Genomic DNA, 23701 nt, shown 5'->3' with positions numbered 1-23701 from the left:
TTCATTCGAGAGGATAAAATGAAGATCACGAATGTTCAGTTCAGCCCCGGCGTGTCCTCGTTCTATTTCGACGACCAGGCCGCGATAAAAGGCGGGGCAGGGATGGACGGATTCATCTACGTCGGGCCTGCGGCAACGCCGGGCTTCGATTCTATCCGGCAGTCAGGCGAGGCGATTTCGGTTCTGATCGAACTCGAAAACGGGCAATGGGCGGAGGGCGACTGCGCCGCGGTTCAGTACTCGGGTGCGGGCGGGCGCGATCCTCTGTTCACCGCCGAGCGATACATTCCCTGGATGAGCTCCGTCCTGCGCCCGCTTCTCATCGGTCGTGACGTCAGCAAGTTCTTGGAAAACGCGCGCTTCATCGATCAGCTCACGGCCGATGGTCGCCAGATACACACGGCAATTCGCTACGGTCTCTCGCAAGCCCTTCTGGACGCGACCGCAAAGGCGACCAACCGACTGAAGCTCGAAGTCGTCTGCGACGAGTATGGCCTCCCTATCGATCCCTCGCCGCTCAAGCTTTTCGGTCAAAGCGGCGACGACCGGTACAACGCGGTCGATAAGATGATCATGAAGCGGGTTGATGCTCTTCCCCACGGCCTGATCAACAACGTCTCGACGAAACTCGGCGAGAACGGCGGCCGCCTTCAGGAGTATGTCACCTGGCTGACGCAGCGCATCATGAAGCTTCGGGGAAGCGCCGCATATCTGCCGACGATCCATATCGATGTCTATGGAACGATCGGACTGATTTTCCAGAACAACCCCGTAGCGATCGCGCGCTATCTCGGAGAACTGGAGGAGCGAGCAGGCCAGTTCCCCCTTTACATCGAGGGACCGGTCGATGTCGGAAACAGGCAGGATCAGATCGAGCTACTGGGAGCGATAAAACGCCAGCTCCGCGAAATCGGCAGCGAGGTTCGCATCGTGGCCGATGAATGGTGCAACACATATCAGGATATCGTGGGTTTCGTGGATGCCGGATGCTGCGACATGGTGCAGATCAAAACGCCCGATCTCGGAAGCGTACATAACGCCATCGAAGCCGTTCTTTACTGCCATTCGCATGGAGTGGAGGCCTATCTCGGTGGTACCTGCAACGAGACCGACGTATCCGCCAGGGCATGCCTGCACATCGCCCAGGCGACGCGACCCCAGCGCGTGCTGATCAAGCCTGGCATGGGCTTCGACGAGGGTTTGACGATCGTCGCAAACGAGATGCGCAGGAACCAGTCCATCCTTCAGGCCAAATATCCGACCGCAGGAGCGGTGCAATGACCGTCGAGCTGCCAAAACAGACGAAACCATATTCGGACCTTCTTGTCGTCTCCATCGAGCAGGCGGTGGCCGCGCCCCTGTGCTCGAGCCACTTCGCGGAAGGTGGTGCCCGGGTGATCAAGATCGAACGTCCGGAAGGCGATTTCGCGCGCAAATACGACAAGGCGGTGAAGGGGGAATCGTCGTACTTCGTCTGGGCGAACCACGGGAAGGAATCGCTTTGTCTCGACATCAAGAACAAGGCGGATTCGGAGCTGTTGCATCAGGTTCTCTCCCGGGCGGATATCTTTATTCAAAATCTTGCTCCCGGTGCGAGCACCCGCGCCGGGTTCGGCAGCGCTGACCTCCGCCGCTGCTATCCCCGTCTCATTACCTGCGATATCAGCGGGTACGGGGATACGGGAGCGTATCGTGATATGAAGGCATACGACTTTCTCGTTCAGTGCGAGAGCGGCCTCGTGGCAGTCAATGGTGCTCCGGGCGCTCCCGGACGGATAGGCGTGTCCGTATGCGATATCGGGGCGAGCATGAACGCGGTCATAGGTATCCAGCAGGCGCTGTATCTCCGTTCGAAGACGGGTATCGGCAGCGGGGTGAAGGTCTCGCTGTTCGATACCGCGGCGGATTGGATGACGGTTCCGCTTATGCACGCGGTCTACGGAGGCAAGGCACCGGAGCCGGTCGGTCTCCGCCACCCGTCAATCGCTCCATACGGCGGCTTCACCACCGGAGACGGCCATGTCCTCGCCATCTCGATCCAGAACGAACGGGAGTGGGTGCGGCTCTGCGCGGAGGTGATGGATGACGCAGCTATCGCGACGGACCCTCGCTTCAAGGACGCAGCGTCCCGCGTTCAGAACCGCCCGGAACTGGACATGCTCATCGCCGAATTCTTCGCGAGGCATACGCGAGCGAACCTGGAACCAAAACTGCGAAGCGCCGGTATCGCATATGGCGGTGTGAATTCCGTCGAGGCGTTCTCGAAGCATCCGCAGTTGCGCCGGCGGGCGGTTACTCTGGAGAGCGGGCAGCGTGCTGAACTCGCAGGTTCTCCGATCCAATATTCATACGAGGACTCGAACAAACCTCTCGGACGAATCCCAGGTGTGGGAGAACACACGGCGGCCATCCGGGCCGAGTTCGCGCTGGTGCCCGAAAATGCATAAAGCCCGCGATCTGCCTAGATGGCGTTCGTCGCTTTTCATTCCCGCACATGAGGAGCGCTTTATTGCGAAGGCACACTTGCGCGGGGCCGAAGCCATCATCCTCGATCTCGAAGACAGTGTCCCATCCGAGGGCAAGGGCTTGGCCAGAGCGGCAATGATCAAGGCGGCGGCCCGTTTGAAGCAGCACGGACTGGCTGTCGTCGTCCGGGTAAATCGCGACCTCGCGAATTGCGTTGCCGATTTGGAAGCGGCGCTACTTCCTGACGTTGACGCGGTGATGCTGCCAAAGGTCAGCGGCCCGGAACACATAAAGCTGATCGACGAGTTTATGGACGAGACTGAAGGCCGGGAGGGTCTCGTTCGCGGGGTCATCGGGATCATCGCGTTGGTCGAGACCCCTGCCGCGCTCGCCTTGGCGAGCCAGATTGCCTCGGCCTCTCCACGTTTAATAGGCCTCGCAATCGGAACGGAGGATTTCAGTGTCGCCTGCGGTTTCGAGCCTACGTATCGAAATCTCTTCGGGCCTTGTCAGCAGCTTATCCTTGGTGGCCGGTCGCACCATGTCCGCGTTTACGGCCTTCCGGGAAGCATCGCCAGCATCGGCGACGGGGAAGCGTTTCGCCAGTCGTCCATTCAAGCCAAAGAAATGGGTTTCGACGGCGTGCTCTGCGTCCATCCGAGGCAGGTCGAGATGGTCAATTCGGTGTTCCTTCCCTCCGGCGCAGAACTGGCTCATGCGAGGCGCGTCGTAGCTGCCTTTGAGGAGGCCGCAGCTACGGGGCAAGGAGTGGTTGCCTTGGACGGCTCCATGATCGACCTTCCGGTCGTCATGCGCGCAAAAGCTCTTTTGGAAGGTTCCCGAAGAATTCGCGCATGAAGGCTGGCCCCTCATGCAGGACAAAGGACCTAAATGCTTCGGCCGCCGGGCGAAGGCGTTTTCCCTTGGGTGTGACAGTGAACCACTCCCTCATGGCAGGCATGTCCTCGGCGCGCAGGATTCGAAGCTTGTTGGCCTGACATTCAAGGGCGATCGTATGGGCGGATATGAAGGCCAGTCCCATGTTCGCCATAACGGCCTGCTTGATGTTTTCGTTGCTGTCCATAACGACATAGAGCTGCGGTAACGATACCGAGTGGCTGGTGAAATAGTAGTCGTGGAGCATCCTCGTTCCGGAACCCGGTTCCCGCGCGAGAAACTTGAAGTTCGTCAGCTCTTGCCGCGACACATGCTTCTTGTCCGCGAGGGGGTGCTCCGGATGGCCGATCAGTACATAAGGGTGAGGTGCGAAGGGTGTCGCCTCGACCTCTATCGTTTGAGGCGGCCGCCCCATCAGCGCCAGATCGACGGTCCCGGCCTGGAGCAGATCAATGACGGTTTCCCGGTTTGCGATCGTAGTTTCAATCTGGATTTCCGGGTGCTGTCTGCCGAACTCCTGCAGGAGATGGGGGCCGAAGTTCCGCGAGGTAGTCACCATGGCCACGCGCACGAGGTGGTCAAGTCTGCCCTGAAGGCCGTCGATCACGCTACAGGCTTCCTGAAGAGCTTCGGTCATGCGCTCCGCGTAAGGGACCAGGGCTGTCGCCACCGCGGTCAGTTGTATGGAGCGTCCGTCGCGCTCGAAAAGAGGCGCGTCGAGGAATTCAGATAGGCGGCTCATCTGCATGGAGACAGCCGGAGGTGTGAGGGCGAGCTGCGCAGCGGCGCCTACGAAGCTCCGGTGCTCTACTACCGCGAGGAAAATCTGTAGCTGGCGGAGTGTTATCTTTTCGAAAGCATCAGACATTCTTTGGCAGTCGCCCTGGAACTTCACTCGCGTTGATCAGTGGCGGATCGGGAAGAACCTCTTCCAGGATATGCCGGTTTAGCCCCACATTGAGCATCTTCTCCCAAGGCACGCAAGATGCCCCTGAGACAGTAGCCATCGGTCAATAAATAATCACAAATCCTTATCTGAATCTATTTAAAGATAAGCGTTAATATGCCATATGGTGCGCAGTAGGTAACTGCCTATGGTTCCAAGATGGGTAGCTTCATGCAGGCCCGAAGTCGTTTCTGTGAGGGGGCGAAATGCCCGAAATCGCCGAGTCCGACCTGATAGACAGCGTGAGCGACGCGTTACAGCATATAAGCTACTATCATCCCGAGGACTATGTTCGGGCACTAGGAGATGCATACCGTCGAGAGGAATCTCCTGCCGCGAAGGACGCGATCGCGCAGATACTGACGAACAGCCGCATGTCCGCGATCGGCCATCGCCCTATCTGCCAGGATACGGGCATCGTGACCGTGTTCGTGAAGTGGGGTCAGGGATGCAGACTTGCGTCGAGTAGGAGCCTCCAAGCCGTCATCGACGAAGGTGTCCGCCGTGCGTACCTGAATACGGCAAACCCGCTCCGAGCATCGATCGTCAGCGATCCCGCGTTTGCCCGACGAAATACCCGTGACAACACACCAAGCGTGGTTCACGTCGAATTGGTGCCCGGAGATTTGGTGGACGTGACGGTGGCAGCCAAAGGTGGCGGCTCCGAAAACAAAACCAAATTCAAGATGCTGAATCCATCGGATTCCATCGTCGACTGGGTTCTCGATACCGTTCCTACGATGGGGGCGGGATGGTGTCCTCCCGGAATGCTCGGAATAGGTATTGGCGGAACCGCCGAGAAGGCTATGGTCATGGCGAAGGAATCGCTCATGGCTCCGATCGACATGGCGCAACTCAAGGCTCGCGGCCCGGAGAACGATCTGGAGAGTCTCAGGATCGAACTGCATGAAAAGGTCAACGCGCTCGGAATAGGGGCCCAAGGTCTTGGCGGCCTTACCACCGTACTCGACGTGAAGATACTTGACTGGCCAACTCACGCCGCTTCGAAACCGGTCGCGATCGTGCCGAATTGCGCCGCGACACGGCACGCCCATTTCAGGCTTGACGGAACAGGGCCGTCGTTGCTTCCGCTACCCGACCTATCGACCTGGCCTGATGTTTCCTGGAGTCCTGACAAGTATGCCCGACGGGTATGTCTTGACAGCCTGACCGCGGGCGAGGTCGCGAGGTGGAAGGCCGGAGACCGGTTGCTGCTCTCTGGCAAAATGCTCACTGGCCGAGATGCTGCTCACAAGCGCATCCGGGACCTGCTGGATCGAGGCGAGCAGCCGCCCGTGAACTTCAGCAATAGAGTCATTTATTATGTCGGTCCCGTCGATCCGGTCGGCGACGAAGTGGTCGGGCCGGCTGGACCGACGACGGCCACCCGGATGGATAAGTACACGGACATGATGCTCGACCTCGGGCTACTTGCGATGGTAGGCAAGGCAGAACGCGGTGGCCCAACGGTAGCTTCGCTCGCGGCGCATCGGCGGGCCTATCTCACTGCGGTTGGCGGAGCAGCCTATCTAGTCTCCCGGGCGATCCGCTCAAGCCGCGTAATGGCCTTCGAAGACCTCGGCATGGAAGCGATATACGAGTTTGACGTTCAGGACATGCCAGTGACCGTGGCGGTCACCGCGGACGGCGAGAACGTTCACGCCTCCGGACCGAAGGCCTGGCGCCAACGCCTCTCCCCGATCAGCTAGGCTCACCGCCGGTAGGCGAGGTGATCAGGTCAATCGAACGTGTTCTGGTTGATCTAACGCGGCGGCTGCGTACCGCGAGAGCAACCTCTTTTTCACTCGGCAGGCAGTTTGCCGGCATCCAGGATATCCGGCGGGAATCCGGTTGTCGCCCGATGAAACTTCCTGGCTCGACCGGGGGGCCTGGACTTTCGAACGGCATCACGAGCGCCCCGTTGGCTAGGGCCTCGGACGCTTTCCCCTGTAATTTCGAAGAATCTTATACGATCACCAATTGATTTATATGATTTGATATGATCGTATCCAATTGCTCGCTCCTTAAGCTGAGCGTTTTCCATGACGGCCTGGTGCCGGTCAGAACAACAAATTGGGGATTCGAAATGAAAAGACGCGCATTCTTCGCAGCGGTCGTCGCGGCCGTCGCCTTCACCCACACTGCATCCGCGCAGGAAAAGACGATCGTGGTTGGCACGAGCATCGACTCCAAGCCGTTCGATTTCGTGCAGGACAACCAGTATGTGGGTTTCGACCAGGACCTTCTGGCGGAGATCGCGAAGGAGGCGGGCTTCAAGTATACGATCAACGCGATGGATTTCGGCGCTCTGATTCCCGCGCTCCAGACCGCCAGCATCGATCTGGCAATTTCCAGCATTTTCATGACCGATGCGCGTAAACAGGTCGTCGATTTCTCCGACGTCTATTACACGAGCGCGCTCGGCGTTCTCGTTTCTTCCGAGAACCACACGATCAAGACGGGCGATGACCTCGCTGGAAAGAAAGTTGCGTCTGTCACCGGCGCGGCTTCGACGACCTGGCTGAAGGCAAATGTTCCGACCGCCGAGGTGACGCTCTTCCCGCAGGTCACCAATATGTTCATGGAACTGCAGGCCGGCCGCGCCGAAGCTGTCGTCTACGACTATCCCTTCCTGGCGTACTACGCGCAGACCGAGGGCGACGGCAAGGTAAAGGTTCTCGAGAAGCCGGTCGGCGAAGGCATTCCCGTGGGCATCGCCTTCCCCAAGGGCAGTGAACTCGTCGCCCAGGTCAACGAGGCCCTCAAGAAGATCAAGGACGACGGCCGCTATGACACGATCTACCAGAAGTGGTTCGGTAAAGCTTCCGAGTGACGAGTCCGCCCGAGTCTAGCTGAACCAAACATCAAGGGGAGCTGTCATGACCTTCGAATGGTCGGCAATTATCGACGCTCTTCCCGCATTGCTCCGCGGCGCGGCCGTAACCGTCATGGTTGCCGCCGCGTCGCTAACGGCGGGAATGATCCTGGGAACGGTGATCGGTGTCCTCAGGACCTACGCGCCAAAACCCGTGTCTCTAATTACGCAGGTCTATATCGGCCTGATCCGTGGCACGCCGATGGTCGTGCAGATCATGTTCATCTATTTCGCGCTTCCTCCGCTGCTCGGCATCAAGCTTACGGCGCTGACGGCGGGCATGATCGCACTCACGGTCAACTCGTCGGCGTATCTCGCGGAAATCGTGCGCGGTGGTTTCCTCTCCGTCCCCAACGGCCTTCGCGAGGCCGGACTGGCTATGGGGCTGCCGCTCCATCGTGTGCTGCTCTACATCATAGGCCCCGTCGCTTTCCGGCGCATGGTACCCGCGCTGGGCAACCAGTTCATCATCGGCCTGAAGGATACGTCGCTTCTTATCGTCATCGGTGTCGCCGAATTGACCCGCACCGGCCAGGAAATCATGACCGAGAACTATCGCGCGGTCGAAATCTGGACCGCCGTCGGAGCGATCTACCTCGTGATCATCAGCATCATGGCGATCATCTTCCGCCTTGTCGAAAAGCGGGCGCACCTGGCATGAGCATTGTCGAATTCAGAAAAGTCGTCAAAAGCTACGGTGATCTCGAAGTCCTGAAAGGCGTGGACCTCTCGATCAAACCCGGCGAGATCGTGTTTTTGATCGGACCGTCCGGTTCGGGGAAGTCGACGCTATTGCGCTGCATCAACGTGCTCGAAACCATCCAGAGCGGCGAACTCGTCGTCGACGGCATAAGCGCGAAGGGATCGTCGGCCGAAATCCGTCAGATACGTCTGGAGGCCGGAATGGTGTTCCAGCAGTTCAATCTGTTTCCGCATATGACCGCCCTGGAAAACGTTATGTTCGGGCCGCTTAAGGTGCGGCGCTCATCTAAGGCGGAAGCCGAAAGGATTGCCCGCGACCTTCTCGATAAAGTCGGGCTAAGCGAACGAGCCGACCATTATCCAACCCAGCTTTCAGGTGGCCAGCAGCAGCGTGTCGCCATCGCGCGGTCGCTCGCTATCCGCCCGAAACTGATGCTCTTCGACGAGCCAACCTCTGCTCTCGATCCGGAGCTTCGCCACGAGGTTTTACAGGTCATGAGGCAGTTGGCCGACGAGGGTATGACGATGATCGTCGTGACGCACGAAATCGGATTTGCCAGGGATGTCGGGAGTCGCCTTCTGTTCATAGACAAGGGACATATCCTGCACGATGGCGATCCGAAGGAACTGCTTTCAAATCCGCCAAGCGAACGCCTGGCGACGTTCCTGCAGCACATCCGTTAGTCGGCCAAACGCGAAAACCGGGAGTGCGTAGACGCTTCCGGTTGAGGGCACACACGCCACCGTTTTGCGAAAGGTCGTCGTATAGGTTCGGTAACCTGATGGCATCGCGGGTTGATTCCCTTGTCGATATCGCGGGGTCTCAGCGGTCATGCGCAAGGTAATTTTGCGCCAAAGGCTGACAGGTCTCTGGCCAAAAAAGCGTGTGAATAGGGGTGATCGCTGCCGTCTTCCTGGCGATAGCCCACCTAATCCGAGATGGCGGTACTCCCATTCGATGTGGGCGCGTCCCATAACTGCTCCCATCCTTCGACCTGACCCAGGGTAAGTCGTTCCACGATACGGGCGAGTCGCTTCGAATTGGATACGATTCCGCCGATAGGAACCGAATGTGCCCCTACGGGCAAATGAACGTTCACGAGCGCTACTTTGCCAGCTATGACTAATATCTCTAGGTTTGCAGGCAAATGCCCCTGGGGCAGCAAGAGGCCACGATCGAAAAGTCGCTTGTGGCTCTGTCGAACAGTCTTATGCGTGGAACGTGGCATCGCAAGCGTGGTTCGGACTTTTTTACCAACGTTGCGTAGCGCGTCGCTTATGCTGGCCAACGTCTCCCCGATCTTCAACGTTCGTCCCCATGTTGTGCCATTTGGCCTGAGCCAAATAACGTCGTACAACTTTTCCGACGACTCGAATTCGCTTCCCGCAGCGATCAGCCGGTCGAAGTTGCGTGGAAGGTACGGTGCTCCTGTCGAAGCGCTGAACTCCACTCCCGCCGAGGGAATGCTCGCGAGCGCATCACGCCAAGCATCTATGCTATTTGGGTTGTTTATGACTTGCGTGAAACGCGAGTCTCCCGTCATTCGTTCGAATTCTGTCGCTGCGGTGGAAGCGGTGTCAGCCCCCACCTGCAAATGCCAAGCGTCGCTTGCCGCCACAGTGAGCTTGTTATAGTTCGCCGCACTGTCATTCAGCTCCGAAAACATTGGACGGACCCTCAGACGATCCATATCGAGAACTAGATCGGCACGCAAAATCTGATAGCCGTAGATGCCTCCTTCAACGTCGGAGACAGAGTAGAGATTTACAGAATCCGGATCGGGAAAGCGGCGTATCCTTCTGGCGTAGTCCCTGAAATTCTCCTCGAACGCGGATCGTGCGAATGCTTCTGGCATGTCGCGAGCCTCGGGCAGTTCGGCCACCTTGACGAGATAGTCGGCGGAACGCGCGCGTGACCGAGGAACCATATTTCGGCTCACGAGATCGTACCACACGTTTTCGATGATAGGGGATGTCTCTACGACGTGCGGAATTCCAGTGGTGGAAGAGGAGCGAAAAAGCTCTCGCCCTGCAGGCGCGAGCTGGATGTCGTCGTTCACGATTTCCACGAGGTTGCGGCGACCCATATCCGTTAGAACAGTCTGCATCTCGCTCGTCGTGAAGCCGAACCACGCCCGCATTCTGGAGACTGACATTCTATCAAGGATAGCCAAAAGGCGTAGCACGAACTCGTCAACGACCGGAAGCTGTCGATCTCTCGTGATCGTTGCTCGAACCGTAAAGCGACGGCACGAAACCTGGAAATCGACAGCGTCAATCACGATACGTTCATTCGCGTCGCTCATTGGCCGATCTCCGTAGCGGCTCTTACTTTCCCTTCGGAAGGAGACATCGAGCCAACGCCGAACAAGACGGTTCGCATGGGCGATCTACATCTCGGGTCCGACCACATGGAACTATCACCGATGATGTAAAGTCGTTCCTTGGCGCGAGACATCGCGACGTTGCAGCGGTTCTCCCTGCCTACATGACCGGGCTTCCTCTCATTGTTGGAACGGACAAGCGTGACGATAACAACTTCGTTTTCTTTCCCCTGATAAGCATCGACTGTATCTATGACGACGATGCGGCGGAATTCTTCCGGATACGCCTGCTGAGACCACTCGCGTTCGATCCGTCGCTTCTGTTCGCTATACATGCAAATCACGCCGATCGCCGGTTCACCACGCTTGGAGAGCGTGTCGATGAGGGCCGTTTCCTTCGAGAGTCGGTGGAGAATGGACATGACCGTTGCGATCTCGGCCTCATTCCAGATGTCACGGCCGGCATTGCGGTCCCGTTCTGTAGCGCCAGGCATGTCCTTGGTGTCAAACCAGACCACAGGTGTGGCCAGATCATCAGAAAGCTCAGCGAACGCAACGTCCTGCTTGCGGTCCTTGGACGGTTGGAGCTTTACGCCATAGGGCGCATAGAAGGTGTCCGAGACCAAGTCACTGATAACCGGCACCATACGATACTGTTCGTCAAGAACTTGCGCGTTCCGACGTCCGTAGTGAGATTCGAACGCTCTTTCGAAATCTGTTTTATCTAGCGCCGCGCCCGCATCGGGAAACTCGTCCTTGAGCGACTTCTGAACGTATCTGTCCACCATTGGGCGAAGCTGTCTCTGGTCGCCGACAAGAATCACACGGCTGCCGAGCTGAAGCGGCACCGCTAGCTCTCCACTGGTGCACCTTGCCGCCTCGTCCACGATCACCCAGTCAAAGGTACCTTGATCGAGGCGTATTTGCGACTGCCCGAGACCGACGCAGGTGCCGGCCACCACACGTCGGGTCTTCGCTAGGAACTCGTCAAAGTTTCGATGACCTGAAGAAAGCGTATCCTTCCATTCATGAGCTAGCGCTATCAGCTGCTGGACGGTGACAAGGTCGCTTGGTGAGACTTTGGGATGCGCTGCACGCACAGCGTCGAAGGCCTCAAGCAGAGCCGTTGCGATTTCTGCGGGGTCTTCACCGACATCCCGCTCAAGTAGCCGCGTAGCTTCCCTAGAGAAGGCCTTAGAAAGGGTCCTGATCCTTGCGCCTGAGCGGCGCCTTTCATCCTGTGCGACATCTCCTATTGCAGCGGCCTTGGCCATCTCAATCGAGCGCTTGAGCGTGCCTAATTTCATGTCGACGTTTATGATGTCTTGGACGAACTGCTTCGGAATTCCCACCGCTGAAGCCGCGTGAGCCACGCGGGTCTTTAATCCGTTCTCAAACCGAACGCGGTGACGGTCCCGAAGCGATCGGGCTTGATATGGTCGAACACGCTCTGTCGCGCCACGCGAACCTACTCTAAGTAGATCGGCGTAGCCGCCATGCTTCCTGTAGGTCTTAAGCAGCTCCTCCAGTACGTTGTTGACGGCCTCGTGAGATTGGCTGGCAACCAATACCCGCCTGGCTCCACCATCCTTGAGCAGCCAATGGACAAGCGAGGCGATAAACTTTGTCTTTCCGGAACCCGGCGGCCCCTGCAGCAAGCCGACTGGCCCAACCTCAACAAGGGAGCGGAAAGCGGCGCGCTGACCATCGTTGAGCTGGTATGACGAAATCTTCTCCAACGAAGTTGGCTTCTCGTAGAGGATTTCGGGCGCGTCCTTTGTGGGATCGAAAAAGTCGATCAAGTTTGCGATTACACTCGAGCGACGGGTAATCCGTTCGACAGCCTTGCGCCGCCTTTCCTTCGATACACGGTCGCGTCGATCGACGAGCGCAACGAATTCTCCTTCAGCCACCGGCGATCTCAGGTCGCGGACAGCAAGACGGCGGCTATCACAGTTCGGCACGTCCAGGTACCCGATGAAACGGCCCGAAAAACCGCCAAGGCGCACCTCCACGGTATCGTCGTCTTCAAATTCGAGGGGCTTGGCAGCTTCGTAATAATAGGTCGCCGAATTTCCGATATCGGGAATACGTCGATCGATACGTACCCGAAGGACGGAGTCCTCCTCGAGTTCAGCGGACCGCACCCACATCCGGGCGATATCAAGAGGAGCCGACCCGAGCGATTCCGGTTCCGGAGGCTCATCATCGTAAAAGTCGACTTCGTCCTTTTCCTCAACCACATCTTCGTCGACTTCCGCCGCCGTTGGCTGAACGGTGACCACACCCCGAAGATATTCGACGAGTTCCTGAATTCCGTAGGACGGGCCGGATTTTAGCGTAAGAGCCATACGGACGCTCTGACCGCGACCGAGATCATTGAAGCTAGAATCGACAACTTCGATGTGATCCACCTGACCGTCTCTCATCCTCAAAAGCAGTCTTGTGGTAGGTCCGGTAATCCACAAAACGTCCAGTCCAGAAGGAGTCTTGTGAGCCAACACCCATAATATGTCGTCGACACCTCTCAGCTGAGTAGCTGTTAGGCCTGGGTGTTGTACTTCGAAAGATCGAAGTGGCGGCCTGGCGCGCCTTTCCTGTTCGATCGTGATCGCCTCAAGAAGAGTATCGAGTGTTTCTACAGTATGTCTTCCCAGCTCCTCTCGTGCGGCATCAAGTACATTGGGAAAATCCGCGCCCGTCGTACGTTCGGCAAGAGCTATAATCATTTTGCAAACGGCAAAGCGGTCGATTTCCTGATCTGACTTCCTTTCATGATCGTCGGGTACCCAAGCCATGCTTCGAACGCGACCGCCGTCTGTCCGGGACATGTCCAAAAGATCGATGAGCGTTACAACATGATCCGTCCCGACGATTACATTGTCCGGATGGAGGTCACCGTGAGCCAAGCCCCGGGAATGAAGAGAGCTAACAGCGGCAACCAGATCATTCAGGACTTCGAGGAGGGCGTTATCGTCTGGGGCTTTGAATGAGGCCAGAGAGATGCCCTCAACCCAGCGCGTCACCACGAAAGGCCCGACACTTGAGAGTCCGCTGTCCACGACATGTGCGACACCGGGCTGAGGTACAGCCTTGAGGGTGGCTGCTACTTCGAGCAACGCCAACAGCGAATGATCGCGATGCGCATTCCCCCGCTGGATGCCGTTCCAGACTTTCACGACGACTTTACCCGAAGAATGCGTGCTATCGTAGCGCGTCGAACCACTGCCGTTGGAGGGCGTTCCAGCGGGCGGATACGCGATATAAGGTATTGTTACGGTTTCAAACTCATCCAGTCTGGACTGATCGACAGTTGGACCCGAAGGAGTCCGTAGTTCACCGAGCGCATCGGCGAGCTGCCGTGCGTCCTCGTATCGACTATCCGGCGAAGCTGCGGCTTTCTCCGCGACATCCATCCAACCAGGCGGCAGGGCCCCGTCTTCCCCTTCGATCTCCGCAAGCTCGCGCATAATGAGGCCGAGGCTACGCACATCACGCTGTTTTGCTGTAGCTGTAAGCCCGCCCCAGTTGGGCTCGACCTCAGCATAAGTGCCGAGCACTTCAAGATAATCGCTGACTGATTGGTCATCGGGAAGGCGTGCCGAGAAAAATCCCGTCAGAGTCATGTTCGTCGGCTCACCCAACCATACCGCGTCGCCGCCAATGTCTCGATGTGCCACTCCCCGATCGTGAAGTTCAGCGACCATGGATGTCAGCGTGTGCATAATGTCTACACGTTGCTCGCCCTGTAGATCGGAGCCGTTCCGCTGAAGGTAACGCCGGAGTGTGGTCCACCCTGGAGGAAGTGCCAGCAACTGATAGTGCTCAGTCAGTACTTCATCTGGCAGGCTGCCTACGGATTTCAGGATACCCCGTTCGGCCATCCAGCTTCCGTGCTCGCTCAGATATGCGACAGCCTTCAGTTCTCGGTCTGCTATGAGACGCCGTCCTTTAGGCTCATTCAGCCCGACAGGGAGATTGTCAAAGCGGAAAAGCCGCAACAACCCCTTGATACGCTCCTCTTTTGCAAGCTGCGCGCGATGCTCACGCCAAATATCTTTTCGGTGAACGAAGAAGTCTTCATCGGTCACATTATAGCCGTCCCAGCTCATTTTCATTGGCTGGAAATAGGCGGGGTTTCCCAAAACCTTGTCGAAATCCTTAACAAGCATATTCGGCTTCACATTTTGAAACTTGACTGTTCCGAGAAGCCTGTCTCGGTCTTTCTTGTTTCCAAGAAGCTTGGCCTCTTCTAGCGTAAGAACATGCGGTATCTCATCGGTGGGAAGGAGGTCACGTGTCGAAGTTCCTGTTAGTATGACACGGGAGTCAACATAGAAGCGGCCGAGCTGACCCTGATTGCGCAGAATGCTCTTTACCTTCTTGGCCTTTTCATTTCCAAGTTGGACTGGCGAGCGCTGGGGCTTTCCATGAACCCACATGTCGCCCTTCGCCGTTAGGGGGCCATTCCAATCCTTGAGCTCGAACAGGACCACCCGATCGTCCATAACCACTAGCAGATCGATCTCGATTGGGGCGCTATTCGCGGGAAACGCGTTCAGTGAGGCAAACATTAGCCAGTTTACCGGGAAGGCCTTCGCCAAGGCCTCCACGCCTTTTACCTCGCGGTGATGTATTCCCGCGCTGCTCAGATACCTAACTTTGCACGCCATAGATTGCTCCCAGCCCGAGCCGTGTGAGACTCACGGCAACTCAGGTCGGAAGAATCTCATTTGATTCTCGGCCTAAGTCGAGACGATGCTGGCAATTTTAAAGGGAAAACCCCGTCTGAATGCTGCTCTAAGTGAAGGCGCATGTTCGGCTAAGATGACTTTTGGGTGCTCACTGTTGACGCAGGTCGAGAGAATATCCCTGTGCCTATCCGTTCGCATTGACGCACAACGGCCGCTGCCAGCTGACCCAGGATGAAGATGTCGGTTCTTCTCACTAGTTGATTGCTGCAGCTGCATAGTTCTATGACAAAGTCGTTTTGCCGGGGACGGGTCGGGCTACTAGAGGACCTGGCTTAAGAAGGCTTGCGTGCGCGGGTCCTTCGCGCTCCTGAAGAACTCCGCCGGAGGACCGTGCTCGACGATCACCCCGCGGTCGGTGTGAACCGCACCGGGTTTGCCGGAGACCCCAACTTGTGAGAAGTAGGGTCTATGACAAGCAAGACGACGAACAAGTTTTCTCCCGAAGTGCGCGCCCGCGCCGTTCGAATGGTTGTCGAGCATGAAGCAGAGCATCCTTCGCGGTGGGCGGCCGTGTCTTCCATAGCTGCCAAGATCGGCTGCTCGGCGCATACGCTCAATGAATGGGTGAAGAAGGCTGAGGTGGACAGCGGCAAGCGAGCTGGCCTGCCGAGTGACGTCGCCGAGAAGATGAAGGCTCTGGAGCGGGAGAACCGCGAGCTTCGTCAGGCCAACGAGATTTTGCGCAAAGCCTCTGCGTATTTTGCGATGGCGGAGCTCGACCGCCCAATGAAGCGATGATTTCCTTCATCGACGAACACCGCTCGGTGCTCGGGGTCGAGCCGATCTGCAGGCTGCTGCCGATTGCCCCGTCCACCTATTATGAAGTCGTCGCCAAGCGCACGGACGTGGGTCGCCTATCGGCCCGCGCCCGGCGCGATATGGCTATGAAAGTCGAGATACGCCGGGTGTTCAACGAGAACTTCCAGGTCTATGGCGTGCGGAAAGTGTGGCGACAGTTGCAGCGAGAAGGCTTCGATATCGCTCGCTGCACCGTCGCAAGGCTCATGAGAATGATGGGTCTTCAAGGCATCATTCGTGGCAAGCCGATCAAAACCACTGTATCGGACAAGTCTGCCCCGTGTCCGCTCGACCGCGTCAATCGCCACTTCAAGGCTCCCGCGCCGAACATGCTGTGGTTATCCGATTTCACCTATGTCGCGACCTGGCAGGGCTTCGTTTACGTGGCCTTCGTGATCGATGCCTTTGCCCGACGTATCGTCGGTTGGCGGGCAAGCCGGACTGCCCATGCGGGCTTTGTCCTCGATGCTCTGGAGCAGGCACTTCATGATCGGCGGCCCGTCAAACGGGGCGGGCTGGTTCATCATTCCGACCGCGGCTCGCAATACGTGTCGATTCGCTATTCTGAGCGGCTGGCGGAGGCGGGCATCGAGCCGTCTGTCGGGAGCGTCGGTGATTCCTATGACAACGCTCTCGCCGAAACGATCAACGGCCTTTACAAAGCCGAGGTCATCCATCGCCGGGGACCATGGCGCAACTTCGAAGCCGTGGAGTTCGCCACACTCGAATGGGTGGACTGGTTCAACAACCGACGCCTTCTGGAGCCCATCGGCAACATACCGCCAGCCGAGGCAGAAGAACGATACCATGCCATGCTGGACGCGCCAGCCATGGCCGCATAACTTAAACCAAACGGTCTCCGGTAAACTCGGCGCGGTTCAGTGAAGTAGACGTGGTCCGCGACTTCCTTGGCGAAATTCATCTCGTGAGTGACGAGGATGCAGGTCATGCCGTCGGCGGCCAGCTCCTTGATGGTCACCAGGACCTCCTTGACGGTTTCAGGGTCCAAGGCGGCAGTGACTTCGTCGAAGAGCATTACATCGGGGTTCATAGCGAGAGACCTGGCGATCGCCACACGCTGCTGCTGGCCTCCTGAAAGCTGCCCCGGGTACGAGTCCTCCTTGCCTTCGAGCCGTACCTTCTTCAACAGCGCTCGGGCGCGGCTCTCCACCTCATTCCGCGGTTGCTTCAGAACCTTGATGGGAGCCATCATCACGTTTTCGAGGGCGGTCTTGTGCGGAAAGAGGTTGTAGCTCTGGAAAACCATGCCGACCTTCTTCCGAAGAGCTAGTTTGTCGAGGCGGGGATCGTGTACCTCCTGCCCCTCGACATTGATCGAGCCGGCGCTGATTTCGGTCAGGCCGTTGATGCAGCGGATCAGCGTCGACTTGCCGGAGCCGGAGGGCCCGATGATGCAGATAACTTCGCCTTTCATCACGCTCAGGCTAATGCCCTTCAGGACCTCCAGCGCCCCGAAGGATTTCCTGACATCCTTGATCACGACGATCGGTTCGTTCGTCTTCGAATTGGAATGCATCTGAGAAATCCTACTGTCTGACGGCAAAGCGTCGTTCGAGAGAGCGGGTGAACACGGCGATCGGGTAGCTGTAGAGGAAGAACCACGACATCAGCCAAAGATACATCGGTATGAGGAGCTCGCTCCGCCCCTCCGCCGAGAGCGCGTCCTGCATCAAGGTCATCGCGTCGTTCACGCCAAGGATAGAGATCAGCGGGGTGGACATCGTAAGGATGCAGTACCAGTTCATCCACGGCGGAAGCATACGCTTGACGCACTGGGGAAGGATGATCATCCAGAGCGTCTGGCGGCGTGAGAAGGCCAGGCTTTCCGCCGATTCCCATTGGCCGGTCGGGAGAGACTGCACCGCGCCGCGTACGATCTCCGACACGTTCGCCATGATCGGCAGGGAAAGCGCGAGAGTCGCCTTGAACCAGCCGGGTACTTCCACCTTCGTGCCGAGCACCTCGATCTGGAAGGGAAGCATGAGCATGAAGTAGAAGAGGATGACCAGCCAGGGAGAATATTGAAAGACCCTGGTAACGAACTTCGATGCACCGCGGACAAACCCGTTAAGTGCGATCTGGCCGAGACCGAGGAAGAGCCCGAGGATCGTGCCTATCGCCATGGCTAGGAAGCTGACGAGCAGGTTGAGAACGAAACCTCCGAGTTCTCCCCTCGGGCCGAAGAAGATCAGCGGTGTCCATTTCGCCAGCGTGTCGAAGAGAGAGGGTTGGGCGGGTATCTGCGACTGGGCGCCTGCTGAGTCCACCAGAACGAACGCGCTTAAGACTGCCGCAAGGGTCGCGATGAAGCGCCAGTCGGCTACCCATGTGGAAGCATAGCGGGAGGAAGGGTCGACGAACGGCCGCGCTTGCCTTGAAGAAAGACAGATCGCCGACGGGCTCGTCGTCGCGCCACGACCGTCAGTTCCGTTGCTGCGGGAAAAGTTCATTGCGTTATCCTTGGCCATAGCCGGGAATTCGGATAGCCGCCTCGAGGCGATGCATCGCCCAGACGAGGATGCCTACGAGCGCGAGGTAGACGAGCCAGACGACGTTCATCATTTCGGGAACGTTGAACTCGTCCGACCAAATCTGATTGGCCATGTAGAGAGTTTCCGGGACCGCGATGGCGTACGCCGCGGTGGTCGTCTTCACGAGATTGATGAGGTTGCTGCCGAGCGCGGGCAGACACACCCTCAATGCAAGGGGCAGGGTGACATACTGGTAGATTTGTCGCTTCGTGTATCCGAGCGAGTCAGCCGCTTCCACGGTCGACTTCGGGACGGCTTCGATTCCCGACCGGAAGATTTCGACGTTGAAGGCTCCGGCGAAGAACGACAGGGACAACGCGGCCCAGCCGAAACTTCCGAGCAGGCTTCCGGAAAGACGGAACGAATCCACCAACGCTGCGTCCACCGCGAAATAGAAGAAGTACATCTGGATAAGGGGCGGCGTGTTGCGGAAGAACTGGATGTAAGCGTCTACGGCGCTACGGACGACCACGAACCGTGACATCTGGAGCCAGGCGCCCACGATCCCGATCACGATAGACGCAACGATGCAAACCGCCGACAGCTTCAGCGTGGTGACGATGCCCGTGAGAAACCTTCCCCGGTCCACGTCGTCGTAGAAAATGGTGAGGTTGATGTCATAAGCGTCGTTCAACCAACTGAACCACTGCCAGATAACGTCCATGGAAGCTCCCGATTGTCGCTAGGAGGGCGATGCCACCGAAAGGCGGCATCGCGCGGTGGCGGAGATCACTCGTCGGGGGTCGCGTCGCAGACCTTGTCGTTCGCGGCGCATTTCTCCTTCATGGCGGAGACCCAGGACGTGTTGGTCAGACCCCACTTCTTCTGGAGTTCGCCGAGAAGTCCCGACTTGTGCCAGTCGATAATCGCTTCCGAGAGGGCCGCGTTGATTGGCTGGCCGAGGTCGTCCTTCCGGACGGCGGCTCCCCAAGGAGCATCGGCGGTGACCGGAGTGACAAGCGAGTAATCGGCCCATTTTTCGGGCGCGCCTGCCTTGCGCGCCGCGAAAGCGGAGTCGTCGTAAAGCCAGCCAATGCACCGGCCGGCGAGCAGTGCCGCTTCGGCTTCGGGAACCCCTTTGAAAGTCACCATGTCGGCCCCGTTCTTGGTGCCGAAGTCCTTGTTGAACCACGCGCCCTGGATACCGCAGATCGGCTTGCCGTTCAGGCTCTCCCAGCCGTCAAGGCCGGAGTCGTTGCGCGCGAACACCGCGATGCCCGAGGAGTAGTAGTTCGGCTGGACGATGCCGACTACTTTCCGGCGTTCGGCGGTATCCGTCATGTTGGCCAGCAAGACATCGATGCGGCCCTGTTCGAGGAACTCCATGCGGTTCGCCGAGGCGACGACCACGAAGTCGGCGGTGATCGGCTTCCCGGCCTGCTTGCTGATGCGCTCGGCCAGGTCCCGCCCGAGGTCGATTTCCAGTCCGACCAGGTTGCCGTTCGTATCCCGCATGCCGAAGGGCGGGAAGTCCGCCTTAACGCCGATTGAAACGCTGCCGCGCTCAATGATGTCACTCAGCGTGTCGGCCGCCGCAACGCCGGGAACTGCGAGGAGGCCGGCGCATATCGCTGCGAAGGCCGATCGAAGGACATTCGTTTTCATTCTGGTTCTCCCATTTGGTCACGCGAAAGGGTCCGACGAAACCCGTCGGAGGAGCACGATTTGATGATCTATCGCCACTGCAACGTGGCGTTGTTCCCGTTGATTATTGTCGCCTTATCCGTGGCGTGTCGGAGCATGTGAATACAGAAACGCGTCGCTGTCAATATGTATCCAATCTTTTACGATTGAATTCTATCTTGACATTATTGGATACAAGATGGACCTAATGACGACGAAACGGGCGACGATTGCGCCGCTTTGTAGAAATTCCACCGATCTTGGAAGCGAAGAGGAGCGCCACTGAGATGCAATCGAATGCTGCCGCAATTACCGATGACGCAAACAAGCCTGCAACCATCGGGAGCGTTCCGGGTGCCTATCGGGCACTCTTCACCGAGTTCAAGCTAGGAAAACTTACGTTCAAAAACAGGATCATGAGCACCTCCCACGCTCCAGCCTACGCGGAGGGGGGAATGCCGACCGAGCGCTACCAGCGCTATCATGAGGAGAAGGCGAGGGGCGGCCTGGCGCTCACCATGTTCGGCGGAGCGTCCGCCATTGCGCCGGACTCTCCTCCGTCGTTCGGGCAGCTCTACGTCGGAAGCGACGAGATCATTCCGCACTTTCGCCAGTTCGCCGATCGTGTCCATCGCCATGGGGCGTATCTCATGTGTCAGTTGAGCCATGTGGGGCGCAGGACCCACGCGAACAAAGGCAACTGGCTCCCGGCACTTTCCGCGTCGGCGCTCAAGGAGCCCGCCCACGGTTCGTTTCCGAAGGCCATGGAAGCGGCGGACTTCCGGCGCGTAGCTGCGTCGTACGCCGACGCGGTCCTGCGCTGTAAGGAGGGGGGACTGGACGGCTGCGAGCTCCTCATCGCCGGCCACCTCATCGGCCAGTTCTGGTCCCCTCTCGTCAACAAGCGAAGCGACCACTACGGCGGCTCGCTCGAAAACCGCCTGAGGTTCGGCTTCGAAGTCCTGGGTGCGATCCGGGACAAGGTCGGCCCCGATTTCGCCGTCGGAATCCGTTTTACCGCCGACGAGATGCTCGACGGAGGGATCGATCTTGAGGAAGGGGTCGAGATAGCCCGGATGCACGAGCGGTCCGGGCTCGTCGATTTCCTGAACGTCAATGGTTCGCAGAACTGGACCAACGCCGGTGTCGCCTCTACCGTTCCGGGCATGGCGTACCCGTCGCCGACCTACCTGGAGGTCGTGAAGGCGGTCCGCACTGCGGTGCGGCTGCCGATTTTCCATGCGACGCGCGTCACCGACTTCGCCACCGCGAACTCCATCATCAAGGAAGGGGCGGTCGACATGGTCGGGATGACGCGCGCCCATATCGCCGATCCGTATCTGGTGGAGAAATACAGGACCGGCCGCGAGGAGGAAATCCGTCCCTGCGTCGGAGCGAGCTACTGTATCGATCGCATCTACAAAGGCGGCGATGCCCTATGCGTCCACAATGTCGCAACGGGACGGGAGTCCTTCATTCCGCAGACCATCTCGAAATCCGAAGGGCCGAAACGCAAGGTCGTCATCGTTGGCGGTGGGCCGGGCGGCATGGAGGCGGCCCGGGTCGCGGCCGAGCGTGGGCACGACGTCACTCTCTTCGAAGCATCCAGTCAACTTGGAGGGCAGGTTATCCTGGCGGCCGAGCTCGAGTGGCGACGCGACCTCATCGGGATCACGCGGTGGCTTGCGGATCGGCTGAACACGCTCGGCGTGGACATCCGCTACAACACCTACGCCGAGGCGGATGACGTGAAGGCACTGAATCCCGACGTCGTGGTCATCGCGACCGGAGGCATCCCCAACATGGAGCTCGTCGAGGGAGGCGACCTGGCCGTAAGCAGCTGGGAAATCCTTGACCGATCAGCGAAGCCCGGCGATGCGGTTCTTGTCTACGACGACAACGGCGGCCAGGCGGGCCCTGTCGTGGCCGAGTATCTCGCGGCGAGCGGAAGCCGTGTCGAACTCGTGACTCCGGACGGCGAAATCGGCCACCAGATCGGGACGACGAATTCGATCGTTCATCGGAGAAACCTCTACAGGAGAGGGGTCACCTTGACCCCCGACCGAAGGGTCGTGGCGCTTCGTCGGCGCGGCAACAAGTTCGAAGTCCAGCTTCGAAACGAGTATTCCAACGACACCGAAACGCGGGAAGTCGACCAGGTTGTGCTCGAATGCGGCACGCTTCCGAATGACGATGTCTACTTCCAGCTTCAGGACGAGTCCACCAACGGCGGAACATACGATCTCGAAGCCTTCGGCCACGGAGAACTGATCCCGGAAATCTCCAACCGGGATGGTTCATTCCAGCTCTACCGGATCGGCGACGCGGTCGCGAGCAGGGACATCCACGCGGCGATGTATGACGCGGTGAGGGTGTGCAAGGACCTATAGGAGACGGGCGCACGTCGCGAAGACCGAAGCTTAAAGCCCCGGATTCCCGGGGCTTTTTCTTGGTTTGTAAGCTGTGCGGAGCCTGGATCAGTGAGGCGAACCCGGGGTCCGCAGCTGACTTGTGATCGACGTGCGGACATGGCGGACAGCCCGCCAGACGGTGAAGAGAACGAGAGGCACGACGAGAGCCAGTGCGGGTTTCAGGAAGTGCATGTCCGCACCCAGGGTCTGAAGGCTATCAAGGCATACCTTGAAAAGCCCGATCGCGTAGTAGGTTATCGCGAGGACGGAAAACCCTTCGACCGCCTGCTGGATATGCACCTGGGCGCGCGTGCGTTCTTCGACGGAAGCGAGCAGCGAGGCGTTCTGATCCTCCAGTTGAACCTGAACGGTCGTCCTGAGCAGGTCTCCGGCAAGGCGGACCCGTTCGCCCAGCTCGTCAAGTCTCCGTTCGGCGGCCGCGATGGAACGAACGGCGGGCTGGAAGCGCCGGTCGATGAAAGTGCCAATTCTCTGCCGCTGGGCAACCCGGCCCTCGCGCAGTTCCGCCATTCGACTGGCGACGAGTTCGGCGTAGGCCTTCGTCGCGCCGAAGCGGTGTCTTGCCCGCGCGGAGAAATTGAGGACTTCCGACGATAGCTTGGTGACTTCGACAAGCAGCGCCTTGTCGACCTTGGCGGTGCTCTGCATGTGCCGGACAACCAAATCCAGCCGCCGGTCGAACGCCCCGAGGTTCTGGATTGTCTCCCGCGCCATGGGCACGGCGAGAAGGGCCATCATCCGGTATGTCTCGATCTCGAGGAGACGGCGGACCATACGCCCCGTGCGATAGTCGTTGAGATTGCGGTTAAAAAGAAAGAACTCGAGAAACCCCGCCTCGTTGAGCCGAAAATCCGAATGGACCTCGGCGTCACCGCCGCCGACTTCCGAAGCGACGAACGCCGCACCGGTTTTCTGCGCGACGACGCCGTCCTTTCCGTTCCTTACGATCACCCTGACGGCGGTGACCGTCTGCCCGGCGAACTCCCGCCGTAGCCTCGCAAAAGCGGGGGGCGGTGAACAGGCATCGGCCGCCGCGGTCGTATAGGTAAGGGTTAGAAACTCCGTGTGCAGTTCCCACTTGATCCGCCCGCCTTCGAAGTCGGCGATACCGTGTCGGCCGTTACCCGTTCCGGAAGCGGCCGCCAGTTTCCGAAGGCGCTCGGGGACGGCGGGGGCGGCTTCCCCGTCTACGATCGCGAGATGCCACACGTCGATATCGCCGTCGAAATAGAGGGACGGCCGAGCGTGGAGTTCGTCGTGAAGCTCGCGTCTGAGGGGATGTTCCGGACCGATGAGGTGGGTGTCGAGGTCTATCATTCCGGAACATCCCGC

16 protein-coding genes, 2 pseudogenes and 1 other annotated feature are annotated in these 23701 nt (G+C 58.7%); of the genes and pseudogenes, 9 read left to right on the top strand and 9 right to left on the bottom strand.

Annotation, left to right across the window (positions count from 1 at the left end; translation table 11 throughout):
- Positions 1-18 precede the first annotated feature (18 nt).
- From MOE34_RS11345 to MOE34_RS11335, 3 genes are read left to right on the top strand one after another with little or no spacing between them, the layout of a single operon-like run.
- The gene (locus MOE34_RS11345) at positions 19-1281 is read left to right on the top strand and encodes a methylaspartate ammonia-lyase (protein WP_242216851.1); all 1263 of its coding nucleotides are present in this window, start codon (positions 19-21) and stop codon (positions 1279-1281) included.
- Complete coding sequence (locus MOE34_RS11340; protein ID WP_242216850.1) at positions 1278-2447, top strand: CaiB/BaiF CoA transferase family protein; 1170 nt, start codon at positions 1278-1280, stop codon at positions 2445-2447. The genes MOE34_RS11345 and MOE34_RS11340 overlap by 4 nt, the downstream gene beginning before the upstream one ends.
- Positions 2440-3324 (top strand): HpcH/HpaI aldolase/citrate lyase family protein, encoded by an 885-nt coding sequence (locus tag MOE34_RS11335; RefSeq protein WP_242216848.1) that lies wholly within the window; start codon positions 2440-2442, stop codon positions 3322-3324. Before MOE34_RS11340 ends, MOE34_RS11335 begins: the two co-directional genes overlap by 8 nt.
- On the opposite strand, the gene MOE34_RS11330 is transcribed toward MOE34_RS11335, so the two are convergent.
- On the bottom strand, positions 3275-4231 hold the full coding sequence (locus tag MOE34_RS11330) for a LysR family transcriptional regulator (protein WP_242216846.1): 957 nt from the start codon (positions 4229-4231) through the stop codon (positions 3275-3277). The genes MOE34_RS11335 and MOE34_RS11330 overlap by 50 nt on opposite strands.
- Before the next feature lie 284 nt (positions 4232-4515).
- On the opposite strand from MOE34_RS11330, the gene MOE34_RS11325 reads away from it, so the two are divergent.
- The 4 genes from MOE34_RS11325 to glnQ all read left to right on the top strand — a co-directional run bounded on the left by MOE34_RS11325 (position 4516) and on the right by glnQ (position 8570).
- A complete protein-coding gene (locus tag MOE34_RS11325) occupies positions 4516-6018 on the top strand; it encodes a fumarate hydratase (RefSeq protein ID WP_242216843.1) in 1503 nt (500 codons plus the stop codon).
- Between the two features lie 377 nt (positions 6019-6395).
- Positions 6396-7142, top strand: a complete 747-nt coding sequence (locus MOE34_RS11320) for a glutamine ABC transporter substrate-binding protein (protein ID WP_242216842.1) — start codon at positions 6396-6398, stop codon at positions 7140-7142.
- Positions 7143-7188: 46 nt separating this feature from the next.
- Entirely contained in the window at positions 7189-7845 is a 657-nt protein-coding gene (locus tag MOE34_RS11315; protein WP_242216840.1) for an ABC transporter permease subunit, read from the top strand.
- On the top strand, positions 7842-8570 hold the full coding sequence (gene glnQ, locus MOE34_RS11310; RefSeq protein ID WP_242216838.1) for a glutamine ABC transporter ATP-binding protein GlnQ: 729 nt from the start codon (positions 7842-7844) through the stop codon (positions 8568-8570). The genes MOE34_RS11315 and glnQ overlap by 4 nt, the downstream gene beginning before the upstream one ends.
- A gap of 245 nt (positions 8571-8815) precedes the next feature.
- Here glnQ and MOE34_RS11305 read toward each other — a convergent pair whose 3' ends face one another.
- The 3 genes and pseudogenes from MOE34_RS11305 to MOE34_RS11295 all read right to left on the bottom strand — a co-directional run.
- Positions 8816-10192: a hypothetical protein gene (locus MOE34_RS11305; protein ID WP_242216836.1), complete on the bottom strand. Its 1377-nt coding sequence runs from the start codon at positions 10190-10192 to the stop codon at positions 8816-8818.
- Positions 10189-14814 carry an AAA domain-containing protein gene (locus tag MOE34_RS11300; RefSeq protein WP_242216835.1) on the bottom strand — a complete coding sequence of 1542 codons (4626 nt, stop codon included), beginning with the start codon at positions 14812-14814 and terminating at the stop codon, positions 10189-10191. The genes MOE34_RS11305 and MOE34_RS11300 overlap by 4 nt, the downstream gene beginning before the upstream one ends.
- A gap of 408 nt (positions 14815-15222) precedes the next feature.
- Positions 15223-15321, bottom strand: a pseudogene (locus tag MOE34_RS11295) (peptide ABC transporter ATP-binding protein); the annotation flags it as partial.
- 51 nt (positions 15322-15372) lie between these two features.
- On the opposite strand from MOE34_RS11295, the gene MOE34_RS11290 reads away from it, so the two are divergent.
- Positions 15373-16604 (top strand): IS3 family transposase gene (locus MOE34_RS11290; protein ID WP_129567183.1). Its coding sequence is split into 2 segments (ribosomal slippage): positions 15373-15664 and positions 15664-16604, totalling 1233 coding nucleotides; the frame shifts between segments, so codons are not numbered across the junction.
- Positions 15657-15773 (top strand) — a sequence feature (AL1L pseudoknot). It overlaps the preceding gene by 117 nt.
- A 35-nt stretch (positions 16605-16639) precedes the next feature.
- On the opposite strand, the pseudogene MOE34_RS11285 reads toward MOE34_RS11290, so the two are convergent.
- From MOE34_RS11285 to MOE34_RS11270, 4 genes and pseudogenes are all read right to left on the bottom strand, one after another.
- A pseudogene (locus MOE34_RS11285) lies at positions 16640-17299 on the bottom strand (amino acid ABC transporter ATP-binding protein); the annotation flags it as partial.
- A 10-nt stretch (positions 17300-17309) separates the two neighbouring features.
- The gene (locus MOE34_RS11280; protein ID WP_242216833.1) at positions 17310-18233 is read right to left on the bottom strand and encodes an amino acid ABC transporter permease; all 924 of its coding nucleotides are present in this window, start codon (positions 18231-18233) and stop codon (positions 17310-17312) included.
- A 4-nt stretch (positions 18234-18237) separates the two neighbouring features.
- Positions 18238-18978, bottom strand: coding sequence for an amino acid ABC transporter permease (locus MOE34_RS11275; RefSeq protein ID WP_242216831.1), 741 nt, complete (start codon positions 18976-18978; stop codon positions 18238-18240).
- A 65-nt stretch (positions 18979-19043) separates the two neighbouring features.
- A complete protein-coding gene (locus MOE34_RS11270; protein WP_242216829.1) occupies positions 19044-19919 on the bottom strand; it encodes a transporter substrate-binding domain-containing protein in 876 nt (291 codons plus the stop codon).
- A gap of 305 nt (positions 19920-20224) precedes the next feature.
- Between MOE34_RS11270 and MOE34_RS11265 the strand changes: the two genes are divergently transcribed.
- Positions 20225-22327 carry an NADH:flavin oxidoreductase gene (locus tag MOE34_RS11265; RefSeq protein WP_242216822.1) on the top strand — a complete coding sequence of 701 codons (2103 nt, stop codon included), beginning with the start codon at positions 20225-20227 and terminating at the stop codon, positions 22325-22327.
- Between the two features lie 87 nt (positions 22328-22414).
- Here the strand turns inward: MOE34_RS11265 and MOE34_RS11260 are convergent, their stop codons facing one another.
- Entirely contained in the window at positions 22415-23686 is a 1272-nt protein-coding gene (locus MOE34_RS11260) for a DUF3422 domain-containing protein (protein WP_242216820.1), read from the bottom strand.
- Between the last annotated feature and the right edge of the window lie 15 nt (positions 23687-23701).

Origin of the sequence: Shinella zoogloeoides, assembly GCF_022682305.1 — a bacterium.
Taxonomy (GTDB): Bacteria; Pseudomonadota; Alphaproteobacteria; order Rhizobiales; family Rhizobiaceae; genus Shinella; species Shinella zoogloeoides_B.
This window is presented reverse-complemented; position numbering and strand designations above follow the sequence as displayed.

What these genes read in the sequence shown, in the direction of transcription:
- MOE34_RS11335 (WP_242216848.1), top strand. Translation starts at nt 2,440, where the DNA reads ATGCATAAAGCCCGCGATCTGCCTAGATGGCGTTCGTCGCTTTTCATT.
- MOE34_RS11280 (WP_242216833.1), bottom strand. Translation starts at nt 18,233, where the DNA reads ATGAACTTTTCCCGCAGCAACGGAACTGACGGTCGTGGCGCGACGACG.
- MOE34_RS11345 (WP_242216851.1), top strand. Translation starts at nt 19, where the DNA reads ATGAAGATCACGAATGTTCAGTTCAGCCCCGGCGTGTCCTCGTTCTAT.
- MOE34_RS11265 (WP_242216822.1), top strand. Translation starts at nt 20,225, where the DNA reads ATGCAATCGAATGCTGCCGCAATTACCGATGACGCAAACAAGCCTGCA.
- MOE34_RS11320 (WP_242216842.1), top strand. Translation starts at nt 6,396, where the DNA reads ATGAAAAGACGCGCATTCTTCGCAGCGGTCGTCGCGGCCGTCGCCTTC.
- glnQ (WP_242216838.1), top strand. Translation starts at nt 7,842, where the DNA reads ATGAGCATTGTCGAATTCAGAAAAGTCGTCAAAAGCTACGGTGATCTC.
- MOE34_RS11260 (WP_242216820.1), bottom strand. Translation starts at nt 23,686, where the DNA reads ATGATAGACCTCGACACCCACCTCATCGGTCCGGAACATCCCCTCAGA.
- MOE34_RS11270 (WP_242216829.1), bottom strand. Translation starts at nt 19,919, where the DNA reads ATGAAAACGAATGTCCTTCGATCGGCCTTCGCAGCGATATGCGCCGGC.
- MOE34_RS11330 (WP_242216846.1), bottom strand. Translation starts at nt 4,231, where the DNA reads ATGTCTGATGCTTTCGAAAAGATAACACTCCGCCAGCTACAGATTTTC.
- MOE34_RS11325 (WP_242216843.1), top strand. Translation starts at nt 4,516, where the DNA reads ATGCCCGAAATCGCCGAGTCCGACCTGATAGACAGCGTGAGCGACGCG.
- MOE34_RS11275 (WP_242216831.1), bottom strand. Translation starts at nt 18,978, where the DNA reads ATGGACGTTATCTGGCAGTGGTTCAGTTGGTTGAACGACGCTTATGAC.
- MOE34_RS11315 (WP_242216840.1), top strand. Translation starts at nt 7,189, where the DNA reads ATGACCTTCGAATGGTCGGCAATTATCGACGCTCTTCCCGCATTGCTC.
- MOE34_RS11340 (WP_242216850.1), top strand. Translation starts at nt 1,278, where the DNA reads ATGACCGTCGAGCTGCCAAAACAGACGAAACCATATTCGGACCTTCTT.
- MOE34_RS11305 (WP_242216836.1), bottom strand. Translation starts at nt 10,192, where the DNA reads ATGAGCGACGCGAATGAACGTATCGTGATTGACGCTGTCGATTTCCAG.